At 41.4% G+C, this 26,696-nt stretch carries 25 protein-coding genes and 2 pseudogenes; 9 read left to right on the top strand and 18 right to left on the bottom strand.

What is annotated here, in order from left to right:
• Positions 1–353 precede the first annotated feature (353 nt).
• Positions 354–926 carry a Uma2 family endonuclease gene (locus PUQ00_RS24885; RefSeq protein ID WP_300421803.1) on the top strand — a complete coding sequence of 191 codons (573 nt, stop codon included), beginning with the start codon at positions 354–356 and terminating at the stop codon, positions 924–926.
• 99 nt (positions 927–1,025) lie between these two features.
• On the opposite strand, the gene PUQ00_RS24880 is transcribed toward PUQ00_RS24885, so the two are convergent.
• Together PUQ00_RS24880 and PUQ00_RS24875 are read right to left on the bottom strand one after the other, a co-directional pair.
• Entirely contained in the window at positions 1,026–4,082 is a 3,057-nt protein-coding gene (locus tag PUQ00_RS24880; RefSeq protein ID WP_300421801.1) for a DUF4347 domain-containing protein, read from the bottom strand.
• Between the two features lie 513 nt (positions 4,083–4,595).
• Positions 4,596–5,702, bottom strand: coding sequence for a peptidylprolyl isomerase (locus PUQ00_RS24875; protein ID WP_300421800.1), 1,107 nt, complete (start codon positions 5,700–5,702; stop codon positions 4,596–4,598).
• 206 nt (positions 5,703–5,908) lie between these two features.
• On the opposite strand from PUQ00_RS24875, the gene efp reads away from it, so the two are divergent.
• From efp to PUQ00_RS24860, 3 genes are all read left to right on the top strand, one after another.
• Positions 5,909–6,466, top strand: a complete 558-nt coding sequence (efp, locus tag PUQ00_RS24870) for an elongation factor P (RefSeq protein WP_292762207.1) — start codon at positions 5,909–5,911, stop codon at positions 6,464–6,466.
• Between the two features lie 109 nt (positions 6,467–6,575).
• A complete protein-coding gene (gene accB / locus PUQ00_RS24865; RefSeq protein WP_300421798.1) occupies positions 6,576–7,133 on the top strand; it encodes an acetyl-CoA carboxylase biotin carboxyl carrier protein in 558 nt (185 codons plus the stop codon).
• A gap of 62 nt (positions 7,134–7,195) precedes the next feature.
• Positions 7,196–7,543 carry a metalloregulator ArsR/SmtB family transcription factor gene (locus tag PUQ00_RS24860; protein WP_300421796.1) on the top strand — a complete coding sequence of 116 codons (348 nt, stop codon included), beginning with the start codon at positions 7,196–7,198 and terminating at the stop codon, positions 7,541–7,543.
• Between the two features lie 82 nt (positions 7,544–7,625).
• Here the strand turns inward: PUQ00_RS24860 and PUQ00_RS24855 are convergent, their stop codons facing one another.
• Both PUQ00_RS24855 and PUQ00_RS24850 read right to left on the bottom strand, forming a co-directional pair.
• Positions 7,626–8,240, bottom strand: coding sequence for a GerMN domain-containing protein (locus PUQ00_RS24855; RefSeq protein WP_300421795.1), 615 nt, complete (start codon positions 8,238–8,240; stop codon positions 7,626–7,628).
• 336 nt (positions 8,241–8,576) lie between these two features.
• Positions 8,577–10,391 carry a proline--tRNA ligase gene (locus tag PUQ00_RS24850; protein WP_300421793.1) on the bottom strand — a complete coding sequence of 605 codons (1,815 nt, stop codon included), beginning with the start codon at positions 10,389–10,391 and terminating at the stop codon, positions 8,577–8,579.
• 202 nt (positions 10,392–10,593) lie between these two features.
• Here PUQ00_RS24850 and PUQ00_RS24845 point away from each other — a divergent pair, with 202 nt between their 5' ends.
• The 4 genes from PUQ00_RS24845 to PUQ00_RS24830 all read left to right on the top strand — a co-directional run bounded on the left by PUQ00_RS24845 (position 10,594) and on the right by PUQ00_RS24830 (position 15,670).
• A complete protein-coding gene (locus PUQ00_RS24845) occupies positions 10,594–11,163 on the top strand; it encodes a Uma2 family endonuclease (RefSeq protein ID WP_300421791.1) in 570 nt (189 codons plus the stop codon).
• A 675-nt stretch (positions 11,164–11,838) separates the two neighbouring features.
• Positions 11,839–13,221 carry a 1-acyl-sn-glycerol-3-phosphate acyltransferase gene (locus tag PUQ00_RS24840; RefSeq protein ID WP_300421790.1) on the top strand — a complete coding sequence of 461 codons (1,383 nt, stop codon included), beginning with the start codon at positions 11,839–11,841 and terminating at the stop codon, positions 13,219–13,221.
• A 515-nt stretch (positions 13,222–13,736) separates the two neighbouring features.
• Complete coding sequence (locus PUQ00_RS24835) at positions 13,737–14,666, top strand: XDD3 family exosortase-dependent surface protein (protein WP_300421789.1); 930 nt, start codon at positions 13,737–13,739, stop codon at positions 14,664–14,666.
• 497 nt (positions 14,667–15,163) lie between these two features.
• Entirely contained in the window at positions 15,164–15,670 is a 507-nt protein-coding gene (locus PUQ00_RS24830) for a phycocyanin subunit beta (protein ID WP_335029556.1), read from the top strand.
• Positions 15,671–15,770: 100 nt separating this feature from the next.
• On the opposite strand, the pseudogene PUQ00_RS24825 reads toward PUQ00_RS24830, so the two are convergent.
• The 9 genes and pseudogenes from PUQ00_RS24825 to cysE form a co-directional block, all read right to left on the bottom strand.
• A pseudogene (locus PUQ00_RS24825) lies at positions 15,771–15,965 on the bottom strand (Uma2 family endonuclease); the annotation flags it as partial.
• Positions 15,966–16,022: 57 nt separating this feature from the next.
• Positions 16,023–17,171, bottom strand: coding sequence for a PD-(D/E)XK nuclease family protein (locus tag PUQ00_RS24820; protein WP_300421788.1), 1,149 nt, complete (start codon positions 17,169–17,171; stop codon positions 16,023–16,025).
• A gap of 368 nt (positions 17,172–17,539) precedes the next feature.
• Positions 17,540–18,082, bottom strand: a complete 543-nt coding sequence (locus PUQ00_RS24815) for a (2Fe-2S) ferredoxin domain-containing protein (RefSeq protein WP_300421805.1) — start codon at positions 18,080–18,082, stop codon at positions 17,540–17,542.
• A gap of 123 nt (positions 18,083–18,205) precedes the next feature.
• A complete protein-coding gene (gene nifT, locus PUQ00_RS24810; RefSeq protein WP_300421787.1) occupies positions 18,206–18,409 on the bottom strand; it encodes a putative nitrogen fixation protein NifT in 204 nt (67 codons plus the stop codon).
• Entirely contained in the window at positions 18,384–18,671 is a 288-nt protein-coding gene (locus PUQ00_RS24805; protein WP_094327372.1) for a nitrogen fixation protein NifZ, read from the bottom strand. The genes nifT and PUQ00_RS24805 overlap by 26 nt, the downstream gene beginning before the upstream one ends.
• The gene (gene nifV / locus PUQ00_RS24800; RefSeq protein WP_300421784.1) at positions 18,661–19,791 is read right to left on the bottom strand and encodes a homocitrate synthase; all 1,131 of its coding nucleotides are present in this window, start codon (positions 19,789–19,791) and stop codon (positions 18,661–18,663) included. Before nifV ends, PUQ00_RS24805 begins: the two co-directional genes overlap by 11 nt.
• Positions 19,792–20,162: 371 nt before the next feature.
• A complete protein-coding gene (locus tag PUQ00_RS24795) occupies positions 20,163–20,360 on the bottom strand; it encodes a DUF2949 domain-containing protein (RefSeq protein ID WP_292795422.1) in 198 nt (65 codons plus the stop codon).
• Between the two features lie 287 nt (positions 20,361–20,647).
• Positions 20,648–20,887, bottom strand: a complete 240-nt coding sequence (locus tag PUQ00_RS24790) for an Asr1405/Asl0597 family protein (protein ID WP_300421781.1) — start codon at positions 20,885–20,887, stop codon at positions 20,648–20,650.
• Between the two features lie 79 nt (positions 20,888–20,966).
• Positions 20,967–21,707, bottom strand: a complete 741-nt coding sequence (gene cysE / locus PUQ00_RS24785; protein WP_300421779.1) for a serine O-acetyltransferase — start codon at positions 21,705–21,707, stop codon at positions 20,967–20,969.
• 1,136 nt (positions 21,708–22,843) lie between these two features.
• Between cysE and PUQ00_RS24780 the strand changes: the two genes are divergently transcribed.
• On the top strand, positions 22,844–24,190 hold the full coding sequence (locus PUQ00_RS24780) for an NAD(P)/FAD-dependent oxidoreductase (RefSeq protein ID WP_300421777.1): 1,347 nt from the start codon (positions 22,844–22,846) through the stop codon (positions 24,188–24,190).
• 322 nt (positions 24,191–24,512) lie between these two features.
• Here PUQ00_RS24780 and PUQ00_RS24775 read toward each other — a convergent pair whose 3' ends face one another.
• The 5 genes and pseudogenes from PUQ00_RS24775 to PUQ00_RS24755 form a co-directional block, all read right to left on the bottom strand.
• Entirely contained in the window at positions 24,513–24,932 is a 420-nt protein-coding gene (locus tag PUQ00_RS24775; protein WP_300421776.1) for a hypothetical protein, read from the bottom strand.
• Positions 24,933–25,029: 97 nt separating this feature from the next.
• Entirely contained in the window at positions 25,030–25,506 is a 477-nt protein-coding gene (locus PUQ00_RS24770; RefSeq protein WP_300421775.1) for a hypothetical protein, read from the bottom strand.
• 90 nt (positions 25,507–25,596) lie between these two features.
• Positions 25,597–26,039, bottom strand: a pseudogene (locus tag PUQ00_RS24765) (HNH endonuclease signature motif containing protein).
• Positions 26,040–26,048: 9 nt separating this feature from the next.
• Positions 26,049–26,303, bottom strand: a complete 255-nt coding sequence (locus PUQ00_RS24760; RefSeq protein ID WP_300421773.1) for a hypothetical protein — start codon at positions 26,301–26,303, stop codon at positions 26,049–26,051.
• Positions 26,304–26,335: 32 nt separating this feature from the next.
• A complete protein-coding gene (locus tag PUQ00_RS24755; RefSeq protein ID WP_300421771.1) occupies positions 26,336–26,563 on the bottom strand; it encodes a type II toxin-antitoxin system HicB family antitoxin in 228 nt (75 codons plus the stop codon).
• Between the last annotated feature and the right edge of the window lie 133 nt (positions 26,564–26,696).

Here is a 26,696-nt window from a genome sequence, read left to right as displayed (position 1 = left end):
GGCATTGGGCATTGGGCATTGGGCATTGGGCATTGGGCATTGGGCATTGGGCATTTTTCCCCCTGCTCCTTTATCTGTCTCATTTCCCTGGCTTTATTACTCTTGATCGCAACCAACGTTAAGAACCAACGACAAAATCAGCATTTATCGTTTGGTGTAGTTTCCAAGACTCAAAGCGATGTCTACGACAGTCTACGTCTACGCTAAACATGTGTCAAGAAGTAGTGATTAATGCGACTATTTTGGAGTTTATTGAGAATAGAATCCCTTTATTTACATGATGCGTTCGCCCTGCCCTTCATCCTCCTCACTTTACTGTTTAAGATTAGGGTATCGTTTAGGAGACAGTTGGGATGGTCAGTACACCAGTAACCAGCATCACGTTTGAGGAGTACTTAACTTATGATGATGGCAGTGATTTCCATTATGAACTGGTGGATGGCAAGCTAGAGCTAATGAATCCACCGACTATTCAACATTTCCTGATTTCCAAATTTCTTGAGCAAGGGCTAGATGCAGAAATCAAGCGTTGTAGTTATCCTTGGCTATGTTTTCGGGAAAGTGGGGTGAGAACGGGTAGAAATAAATCTAGGTTGACTGATCTGTCTGTAGTCACACTGGAGCAAACCAGAGAATTGTTGAATGCCTCAGCAGTATTTGAGTCACCCCCGTTACTAATTGTCGAGGTGGTCAGTCCAGAATCTGTAAAACGGGACTATCGCCATAAGCGATCTGAATATGCGGCCTTAGAGGTTCCTGAATATTGGATTGTAGACCCACTGCAAGGTAAAATCTCGGTGTTACTACTGGAAGATGGATTTTATGAAGAAACAGTTTTTACAGCTACTCAGAAAATTGACTCACGCACTTTTCCCGAATTAGCGATCATAGTTGATCAGGTGTTCACCGCCGGAAATCTGAGTTAGGAGTGGGTTTTGAGTATACTTTACAACTTTTCAAACAACCTCATCCTTGTAGCGGGATGAGGTTGTTAAATTTTATGCAAAGATTACCAGCGATTAATACTATGCAGGATTCACACTCAAATTTACCTGCACAATCACATCGTTGTAATCTTGATCACCACCATTTGGTAAATCCTCAAAACCAAAGGTATTATTCCCTAATAGGCGAATATGATCTACCTTATCTGAGTTAGCACCCAAGAATGCAAAGTAAACATTCTTATTGGCATTGCTAGTAAGAATTGCATCGGGTTTATCATCCACAATAATAAATGGCGCAAACAAAGAATTAGACCCAAAAGTGCCAGTGTAGTTTGCAGTACCTTGGTTATTCACCGTTAAGTCAATGCCTGCAACACGTCCACCCACGGCGGCTTGGGTGTAACCAGCCTGTCCTACGAGAATATCTGCTTTACCATCGCCGTTGGTATCAATGCCACCATTCTCATCAGCCACATGATAAAAGCCTACATAGTTGTTATAAGATGCTTCTCTGTTGACTGCAAAGTTAGCTGTTACCGATTGTGTTACACTGCGTAAATCAATCAGTTCGCCTTGATATTTGCCTTGCAGACCTGTACCTAAAGTTACTTGTTTTTCTATTGGCTGAATATTCACAACAAAATTCTGGAAGTTGATAGAAAACCCTTCATCTTCTATATTGTTATTTGTAGCTGAGGAAAAAAGGACATTTGAGAAGGAGGTTTTTCCAGACAGCACAGCCTGAGTAGTACTGTTGGATACCAGATAGAATCGGAGTTTGGTATCAGAATCAAATTCTAAGATGTTTGTCAGGTCGGCGAGATTAAAACCATTAGGCAGATTGGCAAGGGTGGAGAAAATCACCTTTGAGCGCTCTAGAGCTACTCGTGTATAGCCCTCTGCACCAGGGGCTATGCCCTTAATCCTACCTTGTTCATCGTCAACGAAAAATACACCCAGTTCATTTACCTCTTTGGAAGTACTGGTTTTAATCTTAATTGAGAGTTTTTCTTTATTACCTTTAGTCTTGACACTAAAGATATCACCTGTAATTTTTGTTAGTACGGTAGTCCGATCAGCGATCGCGAGTTTAAACACATCACTAACTTTATCTCCAGCAATATCCTTAGCGGTAACTTTGATGTTTAGACTACCTACGTCCCCATTTGTCGGAGTACCACTGAAGCTATTGGTCCCAGTATTGAAATTCAACCAAGTGGGTAGGAGTTGATCATTTTCCAGGGTTGCAGTGTAGGTGAGGATGTCTCCAACATCTGCATCAGTAAAGGTGTCAAGTGGGACGGTAAAGTTGAAGACACTATCTTCGGTGGTTTCTTGATTAAGTATTTCATTTGCCACCACTGGAACTTGGTTGACCAAGTAACGCGCTATGGCAAAGTCATAATTTGTCCCGTTATCGCTATCTCCCGCCACGAGAATCTTGCCGTCAGGTTGCACGGTAATACTGTAGCCAGAGTCATTATTGCTGGCAAAGTCAGTTGTTAACTTGCCAGTAGTGTTGAAGCTGCTGTCGGGAGTGCCATTGCTGTTGTAACGCACTATGGCAAAGTCATTATCTGTCCCGTTCTCGGTAGTTCCCGCCACGAGAATCTTGCCGTCAGCTTGCACAGTGATACTATAGCCATAGTCATTCTGACTGGCAAAGTCGGTTGTTACCTTGCCAGTAGTGTTGAAGCTGGTGTCCAGAGTGCCATTGCTGTTGTAACGAACTATGGCAAAGTCATTATTTATCCCGTTATAGCTACCTCCTGCCACGAGAATCTTGCCGTCAGGTTGCACGATGATACTGGAGCCATAGTCATCGCCGTTAGCAAAGTCGGTTGTTACCTTACCAGTAATGTTGAAGTTGGTATCGAGAGTGCCATTGTTGTTGTAACGAACTATGGCAAAGTCATTATTTATGCCGTTATAGCTACCTCCCGCCACGAGAATCTTGCCGTCAGGTTGCACGGTGATACTGTAGCCATAGTCATCGCCGTTAGCAAAGTCGGTTGTTACCTTACCAGTAATGTTGAAGTTGGTATCGAGAGTGCCATTGTTGTTGTAACGAACTATGGCAAAGTCATTATTTATGCCGTTATAGCTACCTCCCGCCACGAGAATCTTGCCGTCAGGTTGCACGGTGATACTGTAGCCATAGTCATCGCCGTTAGCAAAGTCGGTTGTTACCTTACCAGTAATGTTGAAGTTGGTATCGAGAGTGCCATTGTTGTTGTAACGAACTATGGCAAAGTCATTATTTATGCCGTTATAGCTACCTCCCGCCACGAGAATCTTGCCGTCAGGTTGCACGGTGATACTGTTGCCATTGTCATTATTGCTGGCAAAGTCGGTTGTTACCTTGCCAGTAGTGTTGAAGCTGGTGTCCAGAGTGCCATTGCTCTTGTAACGCACTATGGCAAAGTCACTATTTGTCCCGTTATAGCTAGTTCCCGCCACGAGAATCTTACCGTCAGGTTGCACGGTGATACTGTTGCCATTGTCATTGCTGTTGTCAAAGTCGGTTGTTACCTTGCCAGTAGTGTTGAAGCTGGTATCAAGCACTACTAAACCTAGTATTGAAGCGTAAGCTGCCATTACTTCTGGCCCAAAAGCCAGAGCCGGAACAATTGCCCCCGTAGAAACCTCCAGTTTCCAGTTACCACCTAATGCAGTACTGCCCGTTAAATCATCAGATGCCGTTACTATAGCGCCTGTCAATTCACTCAGACGCTGTACAAATGCTTTACCTTGCTCTGTTTGCCCCACTTCGCAACCATACAACAGCAGTTGTGTATCTGCACTCAAAACATTTGCCCAGTCCATGAGTTGCCAAGCATAACGATTGAGGGTTTCGTAGCTGAGTTGACTGTTCCCCAAGTAGACTTGCCCTGGTGCGCCATGAGAAACAATGTGTAGGCTGTTGATTACCCCATAAGTTGCCAGCACTTGGCTAATTTGTTCAATGCCATTCTGGTCAGCATCTAAGACGATAACAGTCGTGTTGGGTAAGACACCTGCTACTAGACTTTGGTAGTTCTCTACCTGTGGGTCGATGAAAACTAGGCGAGTAGCAGGTATTTGCTCATGCAAGTCTTGAGCTAGCTCTTTTGCGATCGCGATGGTGTCTGACATAATTACTCTTATTAATTAATAGTTTTTTCTTTGCAGCCTTTGGGTGCTATATCCTGAAAATCACCTAAAAGTAGGATTTTTTTGAGGCATAGCAGAGGAGTTAAGTATTAAACTTATACAAAAAGTTTATAGTTAACTTCAGTAAATTTACTGCTTTAACATATGTTCAGCGAAATTTATCCAAAAGACTTGTCTGCTCTACCTCCTGCCATTTTGTGAACTCGTCGAACTCACGATAAAAAGCTTATTTTTTCGTTGTACCTCCCTCTTTTATGAAGCTACGGTTTACACACGAGTCTCTGTTGAGGCAATTTACGGTTATATCGAATAGCCAAAGAAACTTCACCCTGGTTCTGCGTAGCAAAACCAGGGTGAAGTTTTTGTTTTGGGAAATTCGATGACTTATGTGTACACACTAGCCCTTGTAGGGGAGAAATTGGGGATTAGGTTTGAGAGAAAGTCGCACACGGCGTGAGTTAGTAATTGTTCTCCCCCAGCTTCTCTGCTCCCCTTTTATGCTGCTTGTGGCTTAACCAGATTTTCTATGCCCTGAACCACAGTTGCCGATTCAATTTTGTCACCCGCCTTCAGTTTATCCAAAACTTCTCTGCCTTCGGTTAGATAGCCAAAAACGGCGTAGCGGCCATCTAATAGGTTGCGTCCGGCGGGGGTGAGTTCTGGTTCAAACAGAAAGAAGAAAAATTGTGATGAACCACCATTGACTTCACTTTCGGGACGAGCCATCACCACTGCACCAAAGGCAGAGAAAGGCAGAACTGGCATATCAACGTAACGACCAGCTTCTTCGAGAGTAATGCCATAGGTAGGTACTTTATCGCCCTGAACTAAGACTTCTAAGGGAATGGCGCGATATTTGCCCGTTGTTGGGTCAATGAAACCCACGTCTTTTCCAGCAGGATCTCCAGTTTGCAGAAAGTAAGATTCTTCAGAACGGGTAAATTCTAAGCCATTATAAAAACCCCTTTGTACTAAATCTACAAAATTACCAGCAGTTACAGGGGCGCTGTAACCGTCTACTACGAGGGTCAAATCGCCTTTGTTAGTTTTGAATTCTACAGTGGCACGACCTTTAAGTTGCGGCAGGTTACTATACTCAGGAGGCACTTCAAAGGGGAATTGTTTCACCATTGACTCTTCTAGCTGAGTGACAAGATTCAGCAGTTTAGCTCTATCTTGCAGAATTTGTTCTTTATCTTTGCTGTCCGCCAATTCTTGCAATTTACCCACCCCAGATTTCAACTCGGTAATCCAAGCTTCGGCTTGGGGTTGGCGTTCTTCGGGAACGCTTGTTAAGATTTGGGAGGGTTTATCAAGAATGCGGGATGCTTTGCTGATGTCTTTGGAAATAGCACCCCACCGCCGATTCGCCCGCAGTTGGGCAGATATGTCCTCTAAACTGGCTTGTAGTTGCCGCACGGGTTTGTTATCTATCGGGAGTGCATACCGTAACAAAGCCTTGCCATCGGTAATTGCATTGCCTGCTGGCAGCGCGGCGCTACTGGAGGGAGTCCACCCAGCTGTAGTTATGCCTAAAAATATTGTTACCAGCAGTATTGCCATTAGGCTGTTCTTCAGCCAGGATTTTAATAAGTTAAGCATGGGATAACTCAAATGCAGTATTAAATTGTTGACTGGACGTAACCCATCAATAATCTTCCCATGTTAGGTGCTGAGTGGAGCAGAGGCGCACAGGGGTGGAGGACAAATGATTAATGACAAATGACAACTAACTAATGACAAATGCCCAATGACGACCCTAGAAGGGTACAATAAATGCCGATTGTCTTCCAAAATTTGAAAGTTTCATGATCTCCAGTAACGACTTTCGACCCGGTGTTTCAATTGTATTAGATGGGTCTGTATGGCGAGTGATCGAATTCCTCCACGTTAAGCCAGGCAAAGGTTCCGCCTTTGTCAGAACCAAACTGAGAAATGTCCAAAGTGGGAGCGTGATTGAAAAAACGTTCCGAGCAGGGGAAACGCTGCCGCAAGCTACCCTAGAAAAAAGCACGATGCAGCATACCTATAAAGAGGGCGATGAGTTCGTCTTTATGGATATGGAAACATACGAAGAAGGCAGATTGACCCGTGCACAAATTGGCGATCGCGTCAAATATCTCAAGGAAGGTATGGAAGCCGAAGTGATCCGGTGGGGCGAACAGGTGCTGGGAGTAGAATTGCCTAAGTCTGTGGTTCTGGAAGTTGTACAAACAGATCCAGGTGTAAAAGGTGACACTGCCACAGGTGGCTCAAAACCAGCAACTGTGGAAACTGGTGCAATTGTAATGGTTCCTTTGTTTATCACCCAAGGAGAACGCATCCGAATTGATACTCAGGAAGATAAATATATCAGCAGGGAATAACTTTCATCTCTACGGAGATGCTTGCTCCCGATTTAAATCCCTACATAGGGATTAAATCCCTGCCACATTTAAGATGCTAATTTACGGATAGGTCGAGGTAATAAAAACTGTGCCATTGGACTTTAATGAAATCCGCCAACTACTGGCAACTATCGCCCAAACAGATATTGCAGAAGTTACGCTCAAAAGCAATGACTTTGAACTAACAGTCCGTAAGGCTGTAAGCATCAGCAATCAAGTGTTGTCGGTAGGTCAAACGACCTTGGGCGGTGTGGTAGGTTCAGGCTTGACATCGGGTTCATCTTTGGGAAACCAGGCGACCCCAAGTCAAGTAACGGAGGTGGCCACAGGTCGCGTGTTTGATAATGCTGGAACTGGTACACAATTACAGTTGTCAGTAAATCCTGCCTCAACCATTGACCAGAGATTAGTAGAAGTGCCTTCGCCAATGGTAGGAACGTTTTATCGCGCTCCTGCGCCGGGGGAAGTGGCATTTGTGGAAGTCGGCGATCGCGTCCGCAAGGGTCAAACAGTCTGTATCATTGAGGCGATGAAGCTGATGAATGAAATTGAAGCCGAAGTCTCTGGACAGGTGATGGAAATTCTCCTCCAAAATGGTGACGCTGTAGAATATGGTCAACCTTTGATGCGAATTAACCCTGATTAAGTATTAATGTATATATGAAATGAGTCATCGTTAAAACTTTCAGTCCTTGCGGGTTAATCCTGATGAAACAAACGTTGCCTTTACCACCAGAAGTGGTGCAACAAGTAGCTGAATACTTCAGCCTATTAAGTGAGCCAATGCGCCTGCGTCTGCTACACTTACTACGGGATGAAGAAAAATGCGTGCAAGAGTTGGTAGAGGCAACACAAACTTCTCAGGCAAATGTGTCAAAACACCTGAAGGTAATGTGGCAAGCAGGTATCCTTAGCCGCCGCAGTGAAGGAACTTGCGCCTATTACCGGGTGCAAGACGAAATGATTTTTGATTTGTGTAATCGGGTTTGCGATCGCCTTGCCACAAGGTTAGAACAGCAAGCCCGTAACTTTCGTGTGTTAAATAGTAATCGCTAATTCTAAGAGAGTTATGAGTTATGAGTTAAAACTCTTCACTCCTGTACAGACGCGATTAATCGCGTCTCTCCTCCTAACTTTTTTAAAGCGGATAATCTTTCTGAAAGCTTTCACGAGTTAGCGGTTGTTGTAACTCTACACCTTCACCGCCTAAAACATCCAACGGTTTGCCGTTCACGTCAATGTATACTTTGGCTTTTGGATTTAAAGTTGTCGCAGTATAAACAACTTGTCCCACGCGACCCATCATTGAGGTGGTACCACCACCACTGGTAAAATCTTCAGATAAATTAACGTGAACCTCATCATTTTTCGCCTTCAATCCCAACAGTTTGGTTGCTTTGGGGATGGTCGTAGTCGAATCTGTCCCTCCTGTCGGCCCTGCTAATAAACTTTGGAAAGCTGCTTCTAAAGCCTGGTTGGGCTGTACAGAAGCTACTTTAACAGCCTGGGGAACCAAAGCAACATTTTTCTCCTTTGGTCTTAGCCAGTAAACATTAGCGGTTTGCTCATTACCTGGCTGCTTAGTTGATGGCTGTGCTGGCTGAACGATTCGCGCAGAGGGATTTGACGGTGTGGGAGTATTGCTGGATTGTGAAGTAAACCAAGCTACGCCGCCACCCACCGCTACAACCGCTGCTGATACGGCTGCAATTACGCCTGAAGAAATCCGATTAGATCCTTGTTGGTCTTTCATGTTCAAAACCTTCCTAACTGAGGGCTGATATGGTAGTTATGTGAGGAGCAGCCTGGTTAAAGACGATACTTACAAGTGGAGAGTTTCCTACAACCTGAAAATGCAATTATTTTTAATTCTGCAAGTCCCTAAATCAATTTTAGAATTTTTACTTCTAATCCGTCACCTACCAAATTATGTAAATCTCATTCTTTTTGGAGATGATTGAAGATTAAATTTACAAGGCAAAGGAACGCTAAGGAAAACGCAGAGGAACGCTGAGGAAGTATTTCTCACAAAAGTCCCTGCGCGAACCTCTGCATCCCTACATTGCGGGAAGGCGAAGCGCCTATGCGTTTATTTTTTACCCTCTATTGCTTCGGTAATCCACTTATAAAGTGTTGTTATAACTTCATCAATGAGAATTTCTTGCGATTTACGGGTGGCTCTTTCTACAACTTCGACTTTGCCATTAGCGATCGCACGTCCGGTTACAATTCTATAAGGTATGCCAATCAAGTCAGCATCTTTAAATTTCACTCCCGCACGTTCATCGCGGTCATCGAGTAGGGTTTCAATTCCCGCTTGATTGAGTTCTGTGTAAAGTTTTTGGGCGATTTCGACTTGGTTTACATCCTTAATGTTAGGAATTGTGACGATCGCGTGATAAGGTGCGATCGCAACTGGCCAAATAATCCCATCTTTATCGTAAGATTGCTCTACGGCAGCTTGCGCCAATCGTGAGATGCCTACACCAAAACAACCCATAACTAGCGGCTTTTCTTCACCCTGTTCATTGGTATAAGTTGCTCCCATCGCTTGGGAATATTTAGTGCCTAATTGGAAGATGTGACCCGCTTCAATTCCACGGGTGCTTGCAAGAGTTTCTTCGGGATTGTGGATGGCGCGATCGCCTGATCTTGCCATCCGTATATCTACTATACTATTTGGTAGCTTAAATTGCTCTCCCCAATTAGCACCAACGACGTGATAGCCAGCTTCATTTGCGCCTGTAATAAAGTTTTTTAAATCAACGGCTGTTTGATCCACCAAGCGCAAAAACTTGGGATGGATCTTTTTATCGCCGGTAATATACTCATCTGCGATGTCTGGCGCAATGTAGCCTAAAGGTAGAGATTTCGCTGTCCATGCAAGCTTTGCTTCTAGATTTGGTACATTCAAACTAATAATAGTTTTAGCACCATACTCAGAAGCTAGTTTAGTCAATTCATTTTGCAACTTGACTTCATTAACTTCCTGATCGCCTCGGATGCTCACCAGAACCAACACCGTTATACCATTATCATAAACTGTCTGATAAAGAACGTTTTTCACCAATTGAGTGGGAGAACAGTTGAGGAGTTGACAAACCTTTTCGATAGTTTCTGTTCCAGGTGTATCGCGTTTCTCATAGGTTGTAAACCGTGAGGCTTGAATATCAATTGGTAAAGAAACAGCCTTTTCTACGTTAGCCGCGTATTTGCCATCCTCAGTGTAGAGAACTTCATCTTCGCCAGCTTCCGCCAAAATCATAAATTCTGTGGAACCTGAACCACCAATTGCACCAGAATCAGCTTCTACCGCCCGAAAGGCTAAACCAGAGCGCCGCAGGATATTGCTATAGGCTTTATACATATCCTGGTAAGTTTCTTTGAGGCTGGCTTCATCGGCATGGAAGGAGTAGCCGTCCTTCATGATAAACTCTCTTCCGCGCATCAAACCAAAGCGGGGGCGGATTTCATCGCGGAATTTGGTTTGAATTTGGTAGAGGTGCAATGGTAGTTGGCGATAAGAGCGAATCATATCACGAGCGATCGCTGTAATAACTTCTTCATGAGTTGGGCCTAATCCTAATTGTTGCTCACGGCGGTCAATTAGGGAAAACATGATCCCTTCAGCTTTCGTGTAAGTGTCCCAGCGTCCCGATTCCTTCCATAAATCAGCCGGTTGTAATTGTGGTAAAAGACATTCTTGTGCGCCTGTAGCGTTCATTTCTTCCCGCACAATCTGGGAAACTTTTTGCAATACCCGCCACATCAAAGGCAAATAAGCATAAATACCGCTACCGATGCGACGAATGTAGCCTGCACGGAGTAATAATTTATGGCTAGGAATCTCAGCATCAGCTGGATCATCCCGGAGTGTAACGAATAACATTTGTGAAAGTCGCATCGTTTGTTCCCTTTCCAGAATCTCTAATTTGTTTATAAACCACCTGGCGATTAGAAATCGCGGCTACACAAACTCTCGTCCGCCTGAGCGAACTAAGAAGGTATCCTACTTTTTGAACCTGCGCGGATCGCGATCGGCATCTTACATCTGTTAAGATATGGCATGATATAATCTTTGCAACTATTTAATCTAGGTCTAGGTTATGAGTCCTTTGACATTAAAACTAGACACCGTTTACCTGAGTGACGAACAATTTTATCACTTATGTCAAAATAACCGCGAATTGAAATTTGAACGCACTGCCAAGGGAGAATTAATCATCATGTCCCCCGTTGGAGGTGAAAGCGGGAATCGAGAAGCAGATTTAATTATTGATCTAGGCATCTGGAATCGGCAAACTGGCCTCGGTTACACTTTCAGTTCTTCTACTATATTCAAATTACCCAATGGTGCTGACCGTTCTCCAGATGCCGCTTGGATTCAACGAGAACGTTGGCAAGCGCTTACACCTCAACAAAGACGCAAATTTCCCCCCATTGCACCAGATTTTGTCATTGAATTAAGGTCAGCAACACATGATTTGGAAATGTTGCGTTCCAAAATACAGGAATATATGGATGCAGGCGTCCAATTAGGATGGTTGATAAATCCCCAACAGCAGCAAGTGGAAATTTATCGCCAAAAACAAGATGTGGAAGTGCGAAATCTGCCTACACAATTATCGGGTGAAGATGTATTGCCAGGATTTAGCTTGAGTCTATCCTGTTATTAAGTATTAAGATTTGCAAGTGGGCGGCTAAACTTCCACTATCTGGCAACACTTTCCATCGCAACAGAAAATACTCTTAGGACTTACGCACAAGAGATCCCCCAACCCCCTTAAAAAGGGCAGGGCTGTTTCGTTCCCTAAAAAGCTTTAAAAATCAAGGGTTATAGCAATTAAAAATTAGTTATTTTGTTACCAGCGTGCCGATAAAATGAACTATCTTACTGATATTTAAGTGCTTAAATGTTCATCTCAGGGTCACTTTTACTTACAATTTTCTCGCTAACCATCTTGACAAATCCTGTTTGAAATGGAATGAAACAGCCCTGCTTAAAAAGGGGGCTTTTAAAGTTCCCCCCTTTTTAAGGGGAGCCAGCGCTGTGGGCGGGTTTCCCGACTTGAGGCGAGTGGCGTGGGTTAGGAGGGATCTAGGTTTCAGGTTTTGAGTGCGTAAGTCATGACTCTATAACTCTGCGTAGGTGCGCTTCATTAAAATAATTCGTAATGACGCTCTCTACGAGACGCTCCGCGTAGCTTGGTTTTGGGCAGGAGTACGCGGACTCGCTCTCCGTGGCGAAGACAGTAATTTGTTACATCAGGGTATTTTACAGCCGTTGAGATATCTTAAAAGAAATAACCACCAAGAGATTAGAAATCGCGGCATCTTTAGGAGAAACTACTTTGGCAGATGTAATTTATCAAGCACAGGCACCCTTAGAATTTATTCCTCCGGCGTTTAACCCCTTATTTCTACGAGTTGTCCATCTTTTACTACCAACTTACATTAACTGGCAAACAGCTATTACCCAAATTGAAGCAGACAACGTAGAAGTTCTGGTGGATCTCTATCGCCAGTTTCAGGACGGTAAGATCCGTTTTATGCTGGCATTTCGTCATCCTAAAACAGACGATCCATTTTGTTTGAGCTACTTGTTTTCTCAACTCGTGCCAAAGGTAGCACGATCGCAAGGTACAACGCTAGAATTTCCGATTCACGCTCATTTTATCTACGATCGCGGCATTCCTCTATGGGCAGGTTCTTATGTCGGTTGGATTGCTTCTCATTTAGGTGCTACTCCGATTCAACGGGGTAAAGCTGACTGGACGGGGTTACGTTCAGCGCGTGACTTGTTTGCCAATGGGAAATTCCCGATGGCTGCTGCACCTGAAGGTGCTACCAATGGTTTATCAGAAAATATTAGCCCCCTAGAACCTGGTATCGCCCAATTAAGCTTTTGGTGTGCTGAAGATTTACACAAAGCTGGACGCGACCAACAGGTTCTAATTGTACCAGTTGGGATTAAATATAGTTACGTTGATGCTCCTTGGGATGCGATCGCTAATCTTTTAAGTGAATTGGAAGCGGCTAGTGGTTTACCTGTGAATCCACCAGAACATGCTTCTGTGGAGTCGCTTTATCCCAGGTTGTTGACTTTGGCAGAACATTTACTTTCGCTGATGGAAGAATTTTACACCCGGTTTCATCATCAAAAGCTGGCAGATGCCAAAACATTAGTAGGAGAAATCGAAGATAGAAATGAAGTGTTAGCAGTTCGTTTACAAGCTTTATTAAATGCAGCGCTACAAATATCAGATCAATATTTTGACTTGCAGCCAAAAGGTAATTTGACTGACCGATGTCGGCGAGTAGAACAAGCCGGTTGGAATTATATATTTAGAGAAGAATTTAAGGATGTAAAAGGAGTGTCTGCTGTCGAAAAAGCTTTAGGCGATCGCGTTGCTGAAGAAGCAAATGCACGGATGTGGCACATGCGTTTAGTAGAAAGTTATGTGGCAGTTTCTGGTAATTATATTCGTGAAAATCCAACAGCAGAAAGGTTTGCTGAGACGATTTTAATTATATGGCAGATGATCGCTAAAATCAAAGGCGATAAAGGTGTACGGCGTCCGCAATTGGGTAAGCAAAAAGTCAAAATTACTGTGGGTGAACCGATATCTGTTTCTGAGCGCTACCTGGCGTATCAAGGGAATCGTTTGGCTGCTAGGCAGGCTGTTGCTGAGGTGACGAATGATTTGCAACACGCGTTGGAAGGTTTGATTTGATTACGAGGGTTGCATGTTTAGCTAGGAACCAGAATAAAGATGTCAGTCGTCAGCAGGCTTATTGATTTCGACCCCTGACTCCCTTAACTAGCAAGAGTGCAATGTAAATGCCCAAGTGTTCATCCGAATCGGATATTATTTTCTGCATAAGATTAATACAGACAAAAAACTTTTAGCGATCGCGGGTTTAGATGCCCTATACGGAGATGCTGGCGGGATATGCTTTATTAAGCTTACACAAACCCAAAAGTGTTTCAAACATCCTCTAATTAAATGGTGCAGAAAATCGTAGGCTACTAGGTCTACTTGACTTTGCTCGTATTTCACCTTTAATAAAATTGGGTTAGATAAAGCAATTTTGACTAAAGATGTCATTTTTTATTTAAGTTGTATAAAATTACCGTTAAGTTATCCAAACTATATTTTCAGAGGAATCACGCTTTTATCTTTTTGTAATTCCAATTACAAATAGAGAAGTCCAGAAAATTGTGATTCTCTAAATCAAGTTATAAAGAATGAAAACTCAGAGCTTATTCAATTTACTCAAGATTGGCATTACCACTTTTGGAATTTTATTTGTAGCTGGTCAAGGAGCATATGCCTCCGACTTAAAGGGAACAGCATTTAGCATATCTTTGGAATGTCTAAACGACACTACCGGTCTTTTGGTGGGTCAAAACTCCACTGATGCTAACGGCTGGCAGTATGCATTTGATTCAAACAAAGATGGCATGAACGGTAACTACTGGGTTGGTGCCGCCCCAGGGACAGTAAATCCCTACGATATCTCTGGTATGGCTATCAAAGAAACTGCTACCAGCATCATTGTGGCAATCAATGGCAATATGAAGTTAACAGGAGAGGCTGAAGTGGGTGCTACAGGCGGTCAGATTGGATATGGTGATTTGTTCTTCAACATGGCGGGTAAGACCTTTGATAATGCTATGAGCAGTGGGGATTTGTTTGGTATTCATTTCGCTTCAGCGAATGCTTCAGGGGTACAACAACTAGGTGTGTATAGTAATGTTCAGGCAAAGACAGTTACTGATCTTAAAGAGGGCTACACTATTAATACATATGGTGGTTTGGCAGGTGGAGCGAATTCTTACGAAAGTCAGGTACAACAAGGTGGTGGTGTTGCCACTTATGGTGATTTGACCAGTAGTTATTTTACCAATAATGGCCAGGACAATACATTTAATCTTAATGTCATTAAATCTGGAAGTTATCTTGATGGAATCTCGTTTCTAGCACAGGGTAATGTAACGCAGCAGTTGCTAACTACTGGCTATGATGCCAACAAATTCAACGGCACACAAACCATTGCATTTGAATTCAAGAAATCTACTATTGTCCAATCTACTCCTGAGCCTGCTAGTCTCGCTGGTTTAGGAATCGTCGGTCTAGCTTTAGCTGGTAGCAAGCTCCGCAAAAAATCATCATAGGGCTTGATTTGTCTTTAGTGATTATGGACACGATAAAAAACTACATTTTTCTCCAAAAAAAATGATAGTTGGAGTCAGGGAATTTTGGATAAAGCTTAAGCGAAAAGTATCCTAAGCTGTATAGATTTCCCTACTACACATTAAATAACTAAATTTCAATGCCCTTACTTTCTAGCAAGGGCATTTTTTATCTCAGATAGTTATCAAATACAAAAACTACTCAGACAATTATCCAAACAATCTTGGTAATGTAAAACATAAGCAGACAAGCCGCTAGCTATTCTGCAAGCTCTAGATACAGCTGTGTCATACTGATGACTTTAATCAATTGATGACAGAATTTTGGAAAAGGCTAGCAAGTACAAGTTAGCTGATTTTGAGTTTGCAATCCAGTTAGGATGTGCAAATATTATGAAAATTGACTGTATCATAACGAGGAAAATTGCTTACTTTAAATTGTTTTTTCATCAAGACTTTAAATACATTACTGAAGATATATTTTCTTTAGTATCAGTAAAACAGTTTTTAAAATTTTTTTTTCAGATAATCAAGTTCAGTCTCAGGTTCGTTATTTTCAGGAAGAAGAGAAGCGTTTAAAAGTTGTTCATCGTATTACAAATAATGCCTCGAACATAGTAGCTAATTCTACTAGAGCCTTATCTGTAGAACAACCTAAACTGATTTCTTCAGGTGATAGCGTATATATTGATAGCCAGATGATGGTTTGTCAACGAAATATGGAAACTATCTTACGCTACGTCATCTATGCGATGTTAGCTCGTGACACCAGCGTTTTAGAGAAGCTTATATTTAACAGTTTGTGTGAAAGTTTCCAATCTATGGGCATACCCTATAAATCTGTAATTTTTGCTATTCATTATATGATGGATGATGTTATCAAAATTGTTAAAGAATCAACTGGCAATACTCCTATTAATTACATTAATTTAATTAATGAATTAACCAGCTATTTTGATCAAGTGGTAGCCTTATTTGTTGTCTAGATATTTTCAGTATCCATATTAGTTCACCAAGGTGGCTATTGGCCTATAGCATAATACAATATTTTTATGGCATATAGATATTTAGCGATCGCTCTTACATTGCGCGATCGCCTACTAACTTATATAATTCTCGATCTAGGCGTGTTTCACAAACAGAGTGCGGTGTACCTTTTGCTGCCATCTGGATTATTTCACCCTTAATTAGCTCTACTCGGTCATTCTCCTCAAAGAAGCCGAGTTCAGCTAGACGGTGATATTCACCTATAGTAAAGCGTTTAGGAGTGGCGAGACTCATAATAACTACGAGAATCCAAAGTTAATTTTATCTTAAGATAGCTAGAACTGATTAAAGTTATGCGATTGAGGATGCTGAGGTGTCTAGGTCTTCTTTTTTATCAGCTTCTGTAGCTTCTTCTGTACTTATACCCTTCCAAGGAAAGTCAAAATAGCTATTTTGAATCTTTTTCAGTTCATGAATGGATTCTAAAAAAAAGCTTTTGATAGCAAACAAATGGTCTTCTGTAGATAAAAAATATTGTAGACTTTTACGATAAAATATACTTGACCATTCTTGAGACTTGTATAAATTAGAATGACCCCATATAATAGGTTGTTCATTAATAACTTTTCGCATGGATTCAATAATTTGCTGTCTGTTTACAAAACCAGGTGATACTTCCAACAATATACCTAGAGATGGATAGTCAGTGAAAATATCTGGATTTAAATTAAAATATCCAAGACCGCACCAAATATTCCAGCTAGAAAAGTGTGTGTAAATAATATATCTACTTTTTGCTCTAAATTGAGTCAAACTCGTTGTTTGCTTCCTGGTGACATTTCCAAAACTTTCAGCAAATTTATCTCTAATTTCCTCAGTCAGAGTTGCTTCCATGAGATTGAGAGTTTTGTTAAAATTAACCATTGTTAATAAGTCGAGAGATGAAAATTGATTATTCTGAGACATTCTGTTATTTCCCATAAAAATTAATATTTCTTTTGCTAATATATCAGTTGTGCGTTCTTTTAAGAAGGAATGAAACTGATACCACCTCAGTTGGTAGAAGTTTACTTTGATAGATGAATCTGGATCTGAAATTTTAGATTCTTTTTTTTGGTCATAATCACGGGTGATATAAATTAAAATCCGATGTCTGACATTTGGTAAATTACTCAAAATATCAGCATATTTTTTTAAAGCATTATTTCCATCCTTCGCACCAATTTTTGATTCAATAAATATTACATCTGTATTTAAACCAGTTGACAGTTCAATCACAATATCAAGTCTGCTATCCTCTGTATAGCTTTCAAGTCCTTTGTGTTCTTGTTGAGTTGAAATATTGATGCTGGAATAATTATCATCACTTATGATTGAGTGGTGTTTTAGCCAATCAAGTAAAATATCATTATTCAGGGATAAAAAATAAGCAACTATCTCAGTAAAAAAATCTTCACGCGGTTTGATTGCTGAATGCAGATTGAGTAAATTAGTAAACAAAGACATTTATTTTTAAGTATTTAAGGTAATTCCAAAAAATTTATACACAATAACTAGGAGATGCGTCTCGCTTTTGCAAATATACCGGGCGATTAGAAATAGCGGCTACACAAACAAAGTCCACCTCCGTGGACTAAGAAAAAATCAACAGTTTTTAACCTGCGGAGGCAGGTTTTGTCTGTGTAGCCGTGACTTCTAGTCGCCTGGCTAGTAATAAATTAGACTTTTCAAACTAACGTTGCAGCAGTTATAACTTAGCCGATCGCAGTTTGACAAGATTGTTATATAAAGAATATTTACAACAAATAGGGGTAAAATTTTACCCCTACAAAGTCGTGTATTATTTTAAGAATAGCTAGAAAAGGTTATTACTCTGTTAAGTGACTTTCTAGCAAAGATGCGATCGCTTCAGGATGAATATTCTTGTATTTGTTTTTACCAAGCTGTAGAACACAGTTGGGAGCGCTACCACAGCATTTTTGGCAACTAGTATGTTCAATGGTAACTTTGTCTAATAAACCGCGATCACCCAAAGTTTTTTCTAATTCTGATAATAACCCTTTACCACCACGTTTAAGACAACCACCCTTTTGACATACCATAATCCTCGCTTTGGGTTGAGGTGGTAAATCTTGATTTGGAGAGGCATCAATTGGTGTCACCCGATAGGCTTTGATTTTAATTTTACTTGTGTGCGAGTCCACCTTACTATGACCACAAACGCGAATTTGCTGACCAGGAACTAAGGATAAACTTAGAGAACGGCGTAACTCTTTAGGCAGTTTAATTTCCACATTTCCAGATGGAACTGCCAATTGTATATATTTATATTTTCCTGGCTCACCACCAACAAAACCTAGTAACTGTCCCTCAAGGTTCAATTCTGATAACGTCAAATACTTGTTACCCATGATTGATAAAAAGTTATGGTGCATTGGGCATTGGGCATTGGGCATTGGGCATGGGGCATGGGGCATTGGGCATTGGGCATTAGTTATTTCTCCTTACTCCCTACTCCCCACTCCCCATTGTTGTTACGAAAGACGTTTAGCTTCTACAGTTTGGGGTAAATTTGCTGCGTCTGGTAAATCACTAAATTCCAATTCCCAACCATTTGCTAGGGTGAGAATCTTCCCATCATTTCCATCAGTTTGTTTGACGACTTCTTCTTCAAGGTCTTTTTTAGCAACGTAGACTACTAAAGTACCGGCGTCATTCATGCGTAGCATTACTTTCATGAGATTCCTCAACAGATTCTAGTTCTTTTTTCATACAGCCGACGACGAACCCTGTTTCTAAGAAATGCACAGCATAAATATAGGAAGTCTGCAAATATGTGCCTATACTCGCTATGTAGCCGATATCTCCCTTGTTTACTAAAACTTGGCCGACTTCCTTACCAGGAAAAGTACCATCGTTTTTGAGCAGTTTACGAACTCTTACTTTTTCACCGATTTCAAAAGCAGGTGGCAAGTTTAGTTCTAATTCATCACGTTGCATGAGAATACCTCTGTTCTCTGACCAAATTCAATAGTTCTTCTGTCGTCAAACTGCGTTTTTTCTGTACTGATTGATGGCGCACTGCGTCTAAAACAGATTGGGTTTCTTGGGAGTTCAAGAAAATACCATGCTGCTGTAGCAAGTTTGAAACCAAATGCCGTCCAGAATGTTTGCCTAATACTAAACGCCGTTCCCAACCCACCTCTTCAGGAGCAAATGGTTCGTAGGTAATGGGGTTTTGCAATACTCCGTGAGCATGGATGCCAGATTCGTGAGCAAAGGTATTTTCGCCAACGATCGCCTTCCAGGGTGGTACACTAGCACCTGATGCGGCTGCAACTAGTTGAGACAGTTCCAGCAGACTTGGAGTGTTAATGCCTAAATCAACGCCGTAGATGCGTTTGATAGCCATGACAACTTCTTCTAATGCTGCATTTCCCGCCCTTTCACCCAATCCGTTAACTGTGGTATTCACTGATAAAGCTCCGGCTTTGATACCCGCAAGGGCGTTGGCAGTTGCCAGACCAAAATCATTGTGGGTGTGGATTTCTAGGGGAATCATCAAAGCTGAAACTAGCCGCTTGACCTTTGTGTAGGTGGTGAAGGGGTCGAGAACTCCTACGGTGTCGCAGAAGCGGAACCGCGATGCACCCCATTCTTGGGCATAAAGTGCTACATCTAAGAGGAAATTTTCATCAGCTCTGGAAGAATCTTCTCCGCCGACTGCTACCCAAAGACCTTGATCGAGAGCGAAGCTGATACAGTCTTTAAGTTTTTGTAAACTTACTCGCCATTGACCGTGAAATTTGGCGGCGATTTGAATACCGGAGACGGGAATGGCAATATGCACTCGGTTCAGACCACAGGCGATAGAAGCCTTAATATCTGAGATGACAGCGCGGTTCCAGCCCAGGAGTTTTGCTTGCAAACCCAAGTCAGAAATTGCTGTGATCGCTCGTGTTTCTTCATCACCCATTGCCGGTATACCAATTTCTAATTCAGGTATACCAATGGCATCGAGAAATTTAGCGATCGCTACTTTTTCTTCTAGGTTAAAGGCAACACCTGCTGCTTGTTCGCCATCACGTAATGTAGTGTCATTAATGATGATTTGATTCATTGCAAATATCCCTCTCTTGGAAGTATTCTTAATATCCTTTCTGTCTACAATCCCTAGTGATGGTAAATGCTAAAAATATCACAATTCATAATGTAGGATACATGATCCTTAATTATTGACCAATTAGTAGCATCACATCTGTATGGCAAGGAACTAAAACAATGTATAATTTCCTAATCTTTTTTACCGATGTCACTTGAAGTTTGCTCGAGTAGCAATGAACTAATATAGCTATTAGCAAATCCTGAACAAAGTAAGATACAGAATCCAGCAATTAAGGATGTAATCATCTTAGTAACCTCAGATTTTCTAGAGCATTTGTGTGTAATTTAGACAGGTAATGGTACTCAAAGCTAAAGGGTAAAAATTAGCTAACTTTGTTCTGCTAGCCAATCAAAAATTTTTCCTAACTGCTCCAAGTCAACTAAACCATACTGCCAGAGGAGCATCGGTAGTGGGCCATTTTCTAATTCACGGTGTCGCAGAGCTACAGCAATATCGGCATTTGAAAGTTCAAGTTCATTGTGCAAAAAATTGAGGAGTTTTATATTTCTGTTACGAGTCGCCATAATCGAACTTTCAATTTCTTAATTTGGGAAAAAGTTAAAAATTAGAAATTCCAATTTTTATTTGGGAATTTCGTCTTTTTAATTGTTGCTATATGTCAGGGAAATTTTAGATTTAGTAGACTGAACAAAATCTAAAACTCGGTTAATCTCTCTCAGTCTGCAACAAAATCTTTTAAGGGACAGTAGCTTCAACTTCTAAACCTATTCGAGCTTTGTGCATCTATGAACAAAGAGGGGAGTGGGGAGTGGGGAGTGGGGTATGAAAAACTTTCCATTTGTACTCAGGACTAATCACTGTAATGCCAGCAACGCTCTAACCACTCTAATAATTCGTGACGAGAAGCAAGAAATTGCATAACTGTACTGCGAATTAGAATTACTTCTAGCAAATTGTTCACTTGCACTCGTAAAGAACCATCGGGGGGACAGTAGCTCTTAATTTTTAACTCTTGCAAACGGTGATAGATTCGCCAGCGATCGCTCAAAGGAATCTGCAAAACTTGATCGCCTAAAGTATGATTTGTCATTTGTCTTTTGTCCTTTGTCGGTTGTTCTACCCTGCGGGAAGCCGCTGGCGCGTCTATGTCATTTGCAAATGACCAATGACTAATGACTCTTAACGCCTAAAGTTTGCAGTTGTTTTTCCAGTTGCTCAATGCGCGAGAGCAAAGAACGAATCACGGTTGCTTCCACATCGGGTAGCTTTCCATGTTCTAAAAGAGAAAGGCTGGCGCTTTGATTCCGAGAAAGAATTCGGCCGGGAACTCCCACAACTGTGCGATCGCTAGGGACATTCTGCAAGACAACGGAACCTGCACCAATACGGACGCGATCGCCAATTTGCAGATTACCTAAAACTTTTGCACCCGCCCCGATCACTGCATTTTTGCCGACTGTGGGATGACGCTTACCACTTTCTTTACCAGTTCCGCCAAGGGTAACGCCCTGATAAATTAATGTATAGTCGCCCACGATCGCAGTTTCGCCAATGACAACACCCATTCCGTGGTCGATAAACACGCCCTGACCAATCTCTGCACCTGGATGAATTTCAATTCCGGTCAAAAATCTCCCCAAATGAGAAATTAAGCGGGGAATAAAACCCACACCTCGACAATGTAACCAGTGAGCAAGACGATGCAAACATAGCGCGTGCAATCCTGGGTAGCAAAAGACCACTTCTAACCAATTACGTGCTGCTGGATCGCGCTCAAAAATAATGCGAAAATCACTCAATAATGGCTCAAAAAAAACGCCAGAGAGTAGATTTTTCAGCATGGGTGTATGTGCAGAATCCGGCGTTTTGGTAGTCTGGTCATCGCTAATACTCTCTAAAGACTGTTGCATCGGTAATGTCTATCTGGTAAAAGAGCCATGTGCTATTTTTATGCTTATATCAGGCGACTTCCAACTGGATAGAAAACCCAATGCTGATTGGATTTATTGGATTGATTAAGGTTGTACTCATACGCGCAAACCCCGACTTAATATAAATTAAAAATTAGTCTTGGGGTACGGGCGCTAGTATTTAATTATAGGGGTACTAGTATTTTTGGGGCAGGGCTTAAGAATTTCTGTACTCGCTACAAGAAAGTTTAACTGTAAGCCTTTTCAAAGATTTGATCAAGATATTTTGCAATATATTAAGCTGTACTCAGATGCACTCAGACATGAGTTAGATGAGACTACAAATCAATTTTTTGTATCCACTACTACTATTAGTATCTTATTATTTGGTTAGACGAATAACAAGTTTCTTTATTTTCTTTTAGGATTTGCTGTCTGTATGTATGCATACGTTTTCAAAGATAGTTATCGCTCATAGTGAATATCTTATTATATAGATGTGTTGAAGGAAAGCATTTCAATAGACATCTCCGAAAAAGAATGTAGAGACGCGAAATTTTGCGTCTCTACAAGGGTTCTAGATAACGCATATTTAATTTCTGGAGATGTCTAATGAGTGTAAATATATCTGCTTACCGAGTTGTAGAATATATATTTTGACACTGACTGGACTTTTTTGCCAATCTTCTTTTGGGATTTTGTTGAGATAGGCTGTTCACTGTTCTTCCATGTCACTCAATTTATCAGAGTTTTGTGCCCTTTTCTACGAACACATCCTTTACACCCCCCTGAATGGTTACAAATAATCCTTTGCTTGCGACTTGGAAACAAAGAGCAATGGTATTTCAAAGGTTTTTGAATTACTTTGGCAACGTATTGAGTTATAGAATAAAACTTTGAGTAAAACAACAGGGGTTTTGCTTGTGCAGCAAATTATGGAATGGACTAAAGTACCTACCAAATTGGCGAAGTTTGCCAAATTATTGCTGAGGACAACCTGAAACTGAGGGGTAAAAACTAACTTTGACTACTTTCATTATTTTTCAATTGTTCTAAATAAACAGCAACCTATATCGTAATACTGTTACATCTTTATTAAGAATAGTTACAAATTCTTAATACAAGGAATATTTCTTATGGTAGTCTCGCTTGAGAAGAATGCACCACATCAGGTTGTTATCGTTGGTGGTGGTTTTGGTGGACTCTATGCAGCAAAAGGTCTGAATGCAGCGAATGTAAATGTTACTCTCATTGATAAACGTAACTTTCACCTATTTCAGCCGCTTTTATATCAAGTTGCCACAGGTACGCTATCACCTTCTGATATTTCCGCACCATTGCGATCTGTATTTAAGAAAAGCAAGAATACAAAGGTGTTATTGGGAGAAGTAAATGAGATCGATCCAAAAGCGCAACAAGTTATTCTGGGTGATGAAGTAGTACCTTATGATACATTAATTGTCGCCACAGGTGCTAACCATTCCTATTTTGGTAATGAGAACTGGGAAAAAGTTGCTCCTGGTTTGAAAAGTGTGGAAGATGCGATAGAAATGCGTCGCCGGATATTTGGCGCATTTGAAGCAGCAGAAAAAGAAACTAATCCCGAAAAACGCAGTGCTTTCTTGACTTTTGTGATTGTGGGGGGTGGCCCGACTGGTGTAGAATTAGCAGGTGCGATCGCGGAATTGGCACACAAAACTCTCAAAGAAGATTTCCGCAGCATCAACACTTCAGAAACGAAAATTTTACTATTACAAGGGGGCCCTCGCATCCTCCCACACATTGCGCCAGAGTTATCGAAATCAGGAGCAGTAGCTTTGCAAAAGTTGGGTGTCGAACTCCACACTCACACCAGGGTGACAAATATTGAAGGTGATATCGTTACTTTCAAGCAAGGCAATGAATTTACAGAAATTAGCTCAAAAACTATATTGTGGGCAGCAGGTGTCCAAGGTTCCCCAATGGGGAAAGTTTTAGCAGAAAGTACAGGTGTAGAGTGCGATTACTCTGGGCGTGTAATTGTAGAACCTGACTTGTCTATCGAGGGTTATAACAACATTTTTGTAATTGGAGATTTAGCTAACTTCTCCCACCAAGATAGTAAAGTCTTACCTGGCGTTGCACCTGTAGCTAAACAACAAGGAGAGTATGTAGGTAAACTAATTCAACGACGGCTTAAAGGTAAGACTTTGCCACAATTTCATTATAACGATGTGGGTAGTTTGGCGATGATTGGGCAAAATTTAGCTGTTGTAGATTTAGGCTTCCTCAAACTCACAGGTTTCCTTGCTTGGGCATTTTGGCTACTAGTTCACATCTACTTCTTAATCGAGTTTGACACTAAATTCCTAGTTGTATTTCAGTGGGCGTGGAATTACATCACTCGTAATCGTCGCTCTAGATTGATTACAGGTCGAGAAGCTATTGTAGAAACAAAAACTGTTAATAATAGGGTGCAACAGCCTTCTGGGACACCTCTGTAACTTCAGGTATCACAGTAATTAGTCAATGATGTTACAAGGGGCTATTGGAGTGATGAGTGCCGTGTGGTGGCAAATCTGGGGCGAAGATTAGCTGTTCCAGGAAAAGAATATGGGGATGAGATACCGCCCTAAACAATTTTGGCAATTTGGCATCTCATGACTTCGAGTTGCAGTTTTAATGGAGATATCAACACAACGGGACAGTCAAGAAGTTGTACGAGGGATAGGGCAAAACTTCCCGCTTCTGGTGTCCCAGCTATGCCAGTTGTCAAATGAGTGCTGTAGAATAGCTCTACATAATTTATACAGCGCTCAACAGAGTTCAGTTCCCGCTCTGTAACTGGCTAGAAATCAACAAAACCAAATATAGCCGAGATAGCAAAACGCTTGCTGGTGCGCGAATGACCTTCGCCAAGGCTGAACATTCCAATTTTCGAGACTGATTAATGGAGTTCAAAGACTCGTTAACGGAGTTTAAAGGTGGATTCATCCAGTTCAAATACTCGTTAACGGAGTTCAAAGGTGGATTCATCCAGTTCAAAGACTCGTTAACGGAGTTCAAAGGTGGATTCATCCAGTTCAAATACTCGTTAACGGAGTTCAAAGGTGGATTCATCCAGTTCAAAGACTCGTTAACGGAGTTCAAAGGTGGATTCATCCAGTTCAAATACTCGTTAACGGAGTTCAAAGGTGGATTCATCCAGTTCAAAGACTCGTTAACGGAGTTCAAAGGTGGATTCATCCAGTTCAAATACTCGTTAACGGAGTTCAAAGGTGGATAAACAGAATAGGGGCGTACAAATGTACGCCCCTACAGTTTGGCGATGAGTATTAAATTATCAAGAGACGGGAGTTTTAGCAGATTTGCCTTTACCAATAGCTTTAAAACGTTCGCCCAACTGTTCAGCAACAATTTTTAACCCTGGAGTCTTTTTCGATGCAGTCTTCACGTAATCATAAACTGTCAAACTGCTAGTCATCGCTTCACTACCGACAGCCATTAGGGTATCATCTACCTGTTCGGTGAGTTGTTGCATGGAGATTAAAAGTTCGGTAAGGGCAGCAGCTAATTGATAATCTTGAACCAGTTCTTCAACGTCAAAAGTGGCTGGAAGGATTTCGCGGTTAGACTGAGCAGCAGTAATGCTATTATTTACAAATGCTAGGCTTTTATCGCCCATTTTTACTAACTTACGCCGTTCTTCAGTGCTAAGAGTAATCAGAAAGGGCAGCTTTTTTTGGACTGTCTGTAGCGCGGCTTTAATTTCTTGGATATCTTGTGGCGAAAGGGTGGCTGCAATATTTTGATAGGCCATTATATATTTACCTTGGGAGTTTTAACGGTGAAGTAGCAATAGTTGCTAAGTATATGATTCCCATTGGTAGATGCGATCGCACATCATAACCTATTTATTTATCTGTTTTAGCGCTGATGCTGAGGGATACTGACCAGATGCAATCAAAGCTTGTCGCTCAATAATTCTTTCATCACCGTTAAAATCTAGGATACGTGCGGTGACTTCACCAATGTCTGTTTGATGCTGAATTACAGCCTCATCTAGTCGAAAATGCTTACCCCAAAAGTCTCTGCGTGGGTTAAAAACCGTACAAGTTCGCCAGTTTGCCAATTAATTGACCCCAAATCCGTGCCTTTTTGCAGGTTACAGAAGATACAGGCATAGCAGAGATTATCTGGTGTTGTAGCGCCGCCGTGTTTGACACTGATTATATGGTCAACTTGACAACCCGATGATCTATCTACTTCAGAGACGAGACAATACTCGCAAATATGCTCGGCGCGAGATGCAACTAAACGCCGCAATTCTGCATTAATATATGGACGAGACATTTTAAATACTTACTCCGCCCTGATGTACTGACGAGCTTTTGCTTTTGCTAGTAGCATAATATGCTCTAGCGTCAGGAAATGATCTAACTCTCGCTCGTCACTTCCAGTAAGACCTTCAGTTTTTGCGCGGTAAACGAGATCCTCTAAACGGTCTTTGGCTGCATCCGAGAGTTGGAAATCGATAACGCTTTGGGGAGTGGTGCCAGCAGCAATAAACTCTATAATTTCATCGTAGACTTTGGTAGTATTTACAGATGTAGTCATGAGATTACCTATTTTTATTTAATTTTACTGATTTACAACGCCACTTTTAATGACATTCCTAATGTTTTTGGCTCTGGTAGAGTTTCACCGTCAGCCAAAGATGATTCAATCAGCATTTCTAAAACTTCTTGAGCATTTTTCAGAGCATCTTCATAAGTCTCTCCGTGAGTGCAAGGCTGCATTATATGCGTAAACTCAGGTAGCAAAACCACATAACATTGATCTTCTTCTGACCATTGAATCACGATTGCATATTTCATATTTATTCATAAGCTTCTCGTCGATGAGCAATAGTAGTTACCATAACTTGATTTATTGCATCATCAACTTGATATAGGAATCCTATTTGAGTTTTGAACAAGCTCCGTACATCTGAAGAGTGGCAAAGTCAAA

The organism is Nostoc sp. S13 (genome assembly GCF_029379315.1).
Lineage (GTDB): Bacteria > Cyanobacteriota > Cyanobacteriia > Cyanobacteriales > Nostocaceae > Nostoc.
Note: the sequence above shows the minus strand (reverse complement) of the source record. Positions and strands in the feature narration are given on the sequence as shown.

What these genes read in the sequence shown, in the direction of transcription:
- PUQ00_RS24845 (WP_300421791.1), top strand. Translation starts at nt 10,594, where the DNA reads ATGAGTCCTTTGACATTAAAACTAGACACCGTTTACCTGAGTGACGAA.
- nifV (WP_300421784.1), bottom strand. Translation starts at nt 19,791, where the DNA reads ATGAATCAAATCATCATTAATGACACTACATTACGTGATGGCGAACAA.
- PUQ00_RS24855 (WP_300421795.1), bottom strand. Translation starts at nt 8,240, where the DNA reads ATGAAAGACCAACAAGGATCTAATCGGATTTCTTCAGGCGTAATTGCA.
- PUQ00_RS24790 (WP_300421781.1), bottom strand. Translation starts at nt 20,887, where the DNA reads ATGACAAATCATACTTTAGGCGATCAAGTTTTGCAGATTCCTTTGAGC.
- PUQ00_RS24850 (WP_300421793.1), bottom strand. Translation starts at nt 10,391, where the DNA reads ATGCGACTTTCACAAATGTTATTCGTTACACTCCGGGATGATCCAGCT.
- PUQ00_RS24795 (WP_292795422.1), bottom strand. Translation starts at nt 20,360, where the DNA reads ATGGCGACTCGTAACAGAAATATAAAACTCCTCAATTTTTTGCACAAT.
- PUQ00_RS24770 (WP_300421775.1), bottom strand. Translation starts at nt 25,506, where the DNA reads ATGGCCTATCAAAATATTGCAGCCACCCTTTCGCCACAAGATATCCAA.
- PUQ00_RS24875 (WP_300421800.1), bottom strand. Translation starts at nt 5,702, where the DNA reads ATGCTTAACTTATTAAAATCCTGGCTGAAGAACAGCCTAATGGCAATA.
- PUQ00_RS24835 (WP_300421789.1), top strand. Translation starts at nt 13,737, where the DNA reads ATGAAAACTCAGAGCTTATTCAATTTACTCAAGATTGGCATTACCACT.
- efp (WP_292762207.1), top strand. Translation starts at nt 5,909, where the DNA reads ATGATCTCCAGTAACGACTTTCGACCCGGTGTTTCAATTGTATTAGAT.
- PUQ00_RS24860 (WP_300421796.1), top strand. Translation starts at nt 7,196, where the DNA reads ATGAAACAAACGTTGCCTTTACCACCAGAAGTGGTGCAACAAGTAGCT.
- PUQ00_RS24755 (WP_300421771.1), bottom strand. Translation starts at nt 26,563, where the DNA reads ATGAAATATGCAATCGTGATTCAATGGTCAGAAGAAGATCAATGTTAT.
- PUQ00_RS24760 (WP_300421773.1), bottom strand. Translation starts at nt 26,303, where the DNA reads ATGACTACATCTGTAAATACTACCAAAGTCTACGATGAAATTATAGAG.
- PUQ00_RS24885 (WP_300421803.1), top strand. Translation starts at nt 354, where the DNA reads ATGGTCAGTACACCAGTAACCAGCATCACGTTTGAGGAGTACTTAACT.
- PUQ00_RS24815 (WP_300421805.1), bottom strand. Translation starts at nt 18,082, where the DNA reads ATGGGTAACAAGTATTTGACGTTATCAGAATTGAACCTTGAGGGACAG.
- PUQ00_RS24805 (WP_094327372.1), bottom strand. Translation starts at nt 18,671, where the DNA reads ATGCAACGTGATGAATTAGAACTAAACTTGCCACCTGCTTTTGAAATC.
- nifT (WP_300421787.1), bottom strand. Translation starts at nt 18,409, where the DNA reads ATGAAAGTAATGCTACGCATGAATGACGCCGGTACTTTAGTAGTCTAC.
- PUQ00_RS24880 (WP_300421801.1), bottom strand. Translation starts at nt 4,082, where the DNA reads ATGTCAGACACCATCGCGATCGCAAAAGAGCTAGCTCAAGACTTGCAT.
- cysE (WP_300421779.1), bottom strand. Translation starts at nt 21,707, where the DNA reads ATGCAACAGTCTTTAGAGAGTATTAGCGATGACCAGACTACCAAAACG.
- PUQ00_RS24775 (WP_300421776.1), bottom strand. Translation starts at nt 24,932, where the DNA reads ATGAATCCACCTTTGAACTCCGTTAACGAGTCTTTGAACTGGATGAAT.
- PUQ00_RS24780 (WP_300421777.1), top strand. Translation starts at nt 22,844, where the DNA reads ATGGTAGTCTCGCTTGAGAAGAATGCACCACATCAGGTTGTTATCGTT.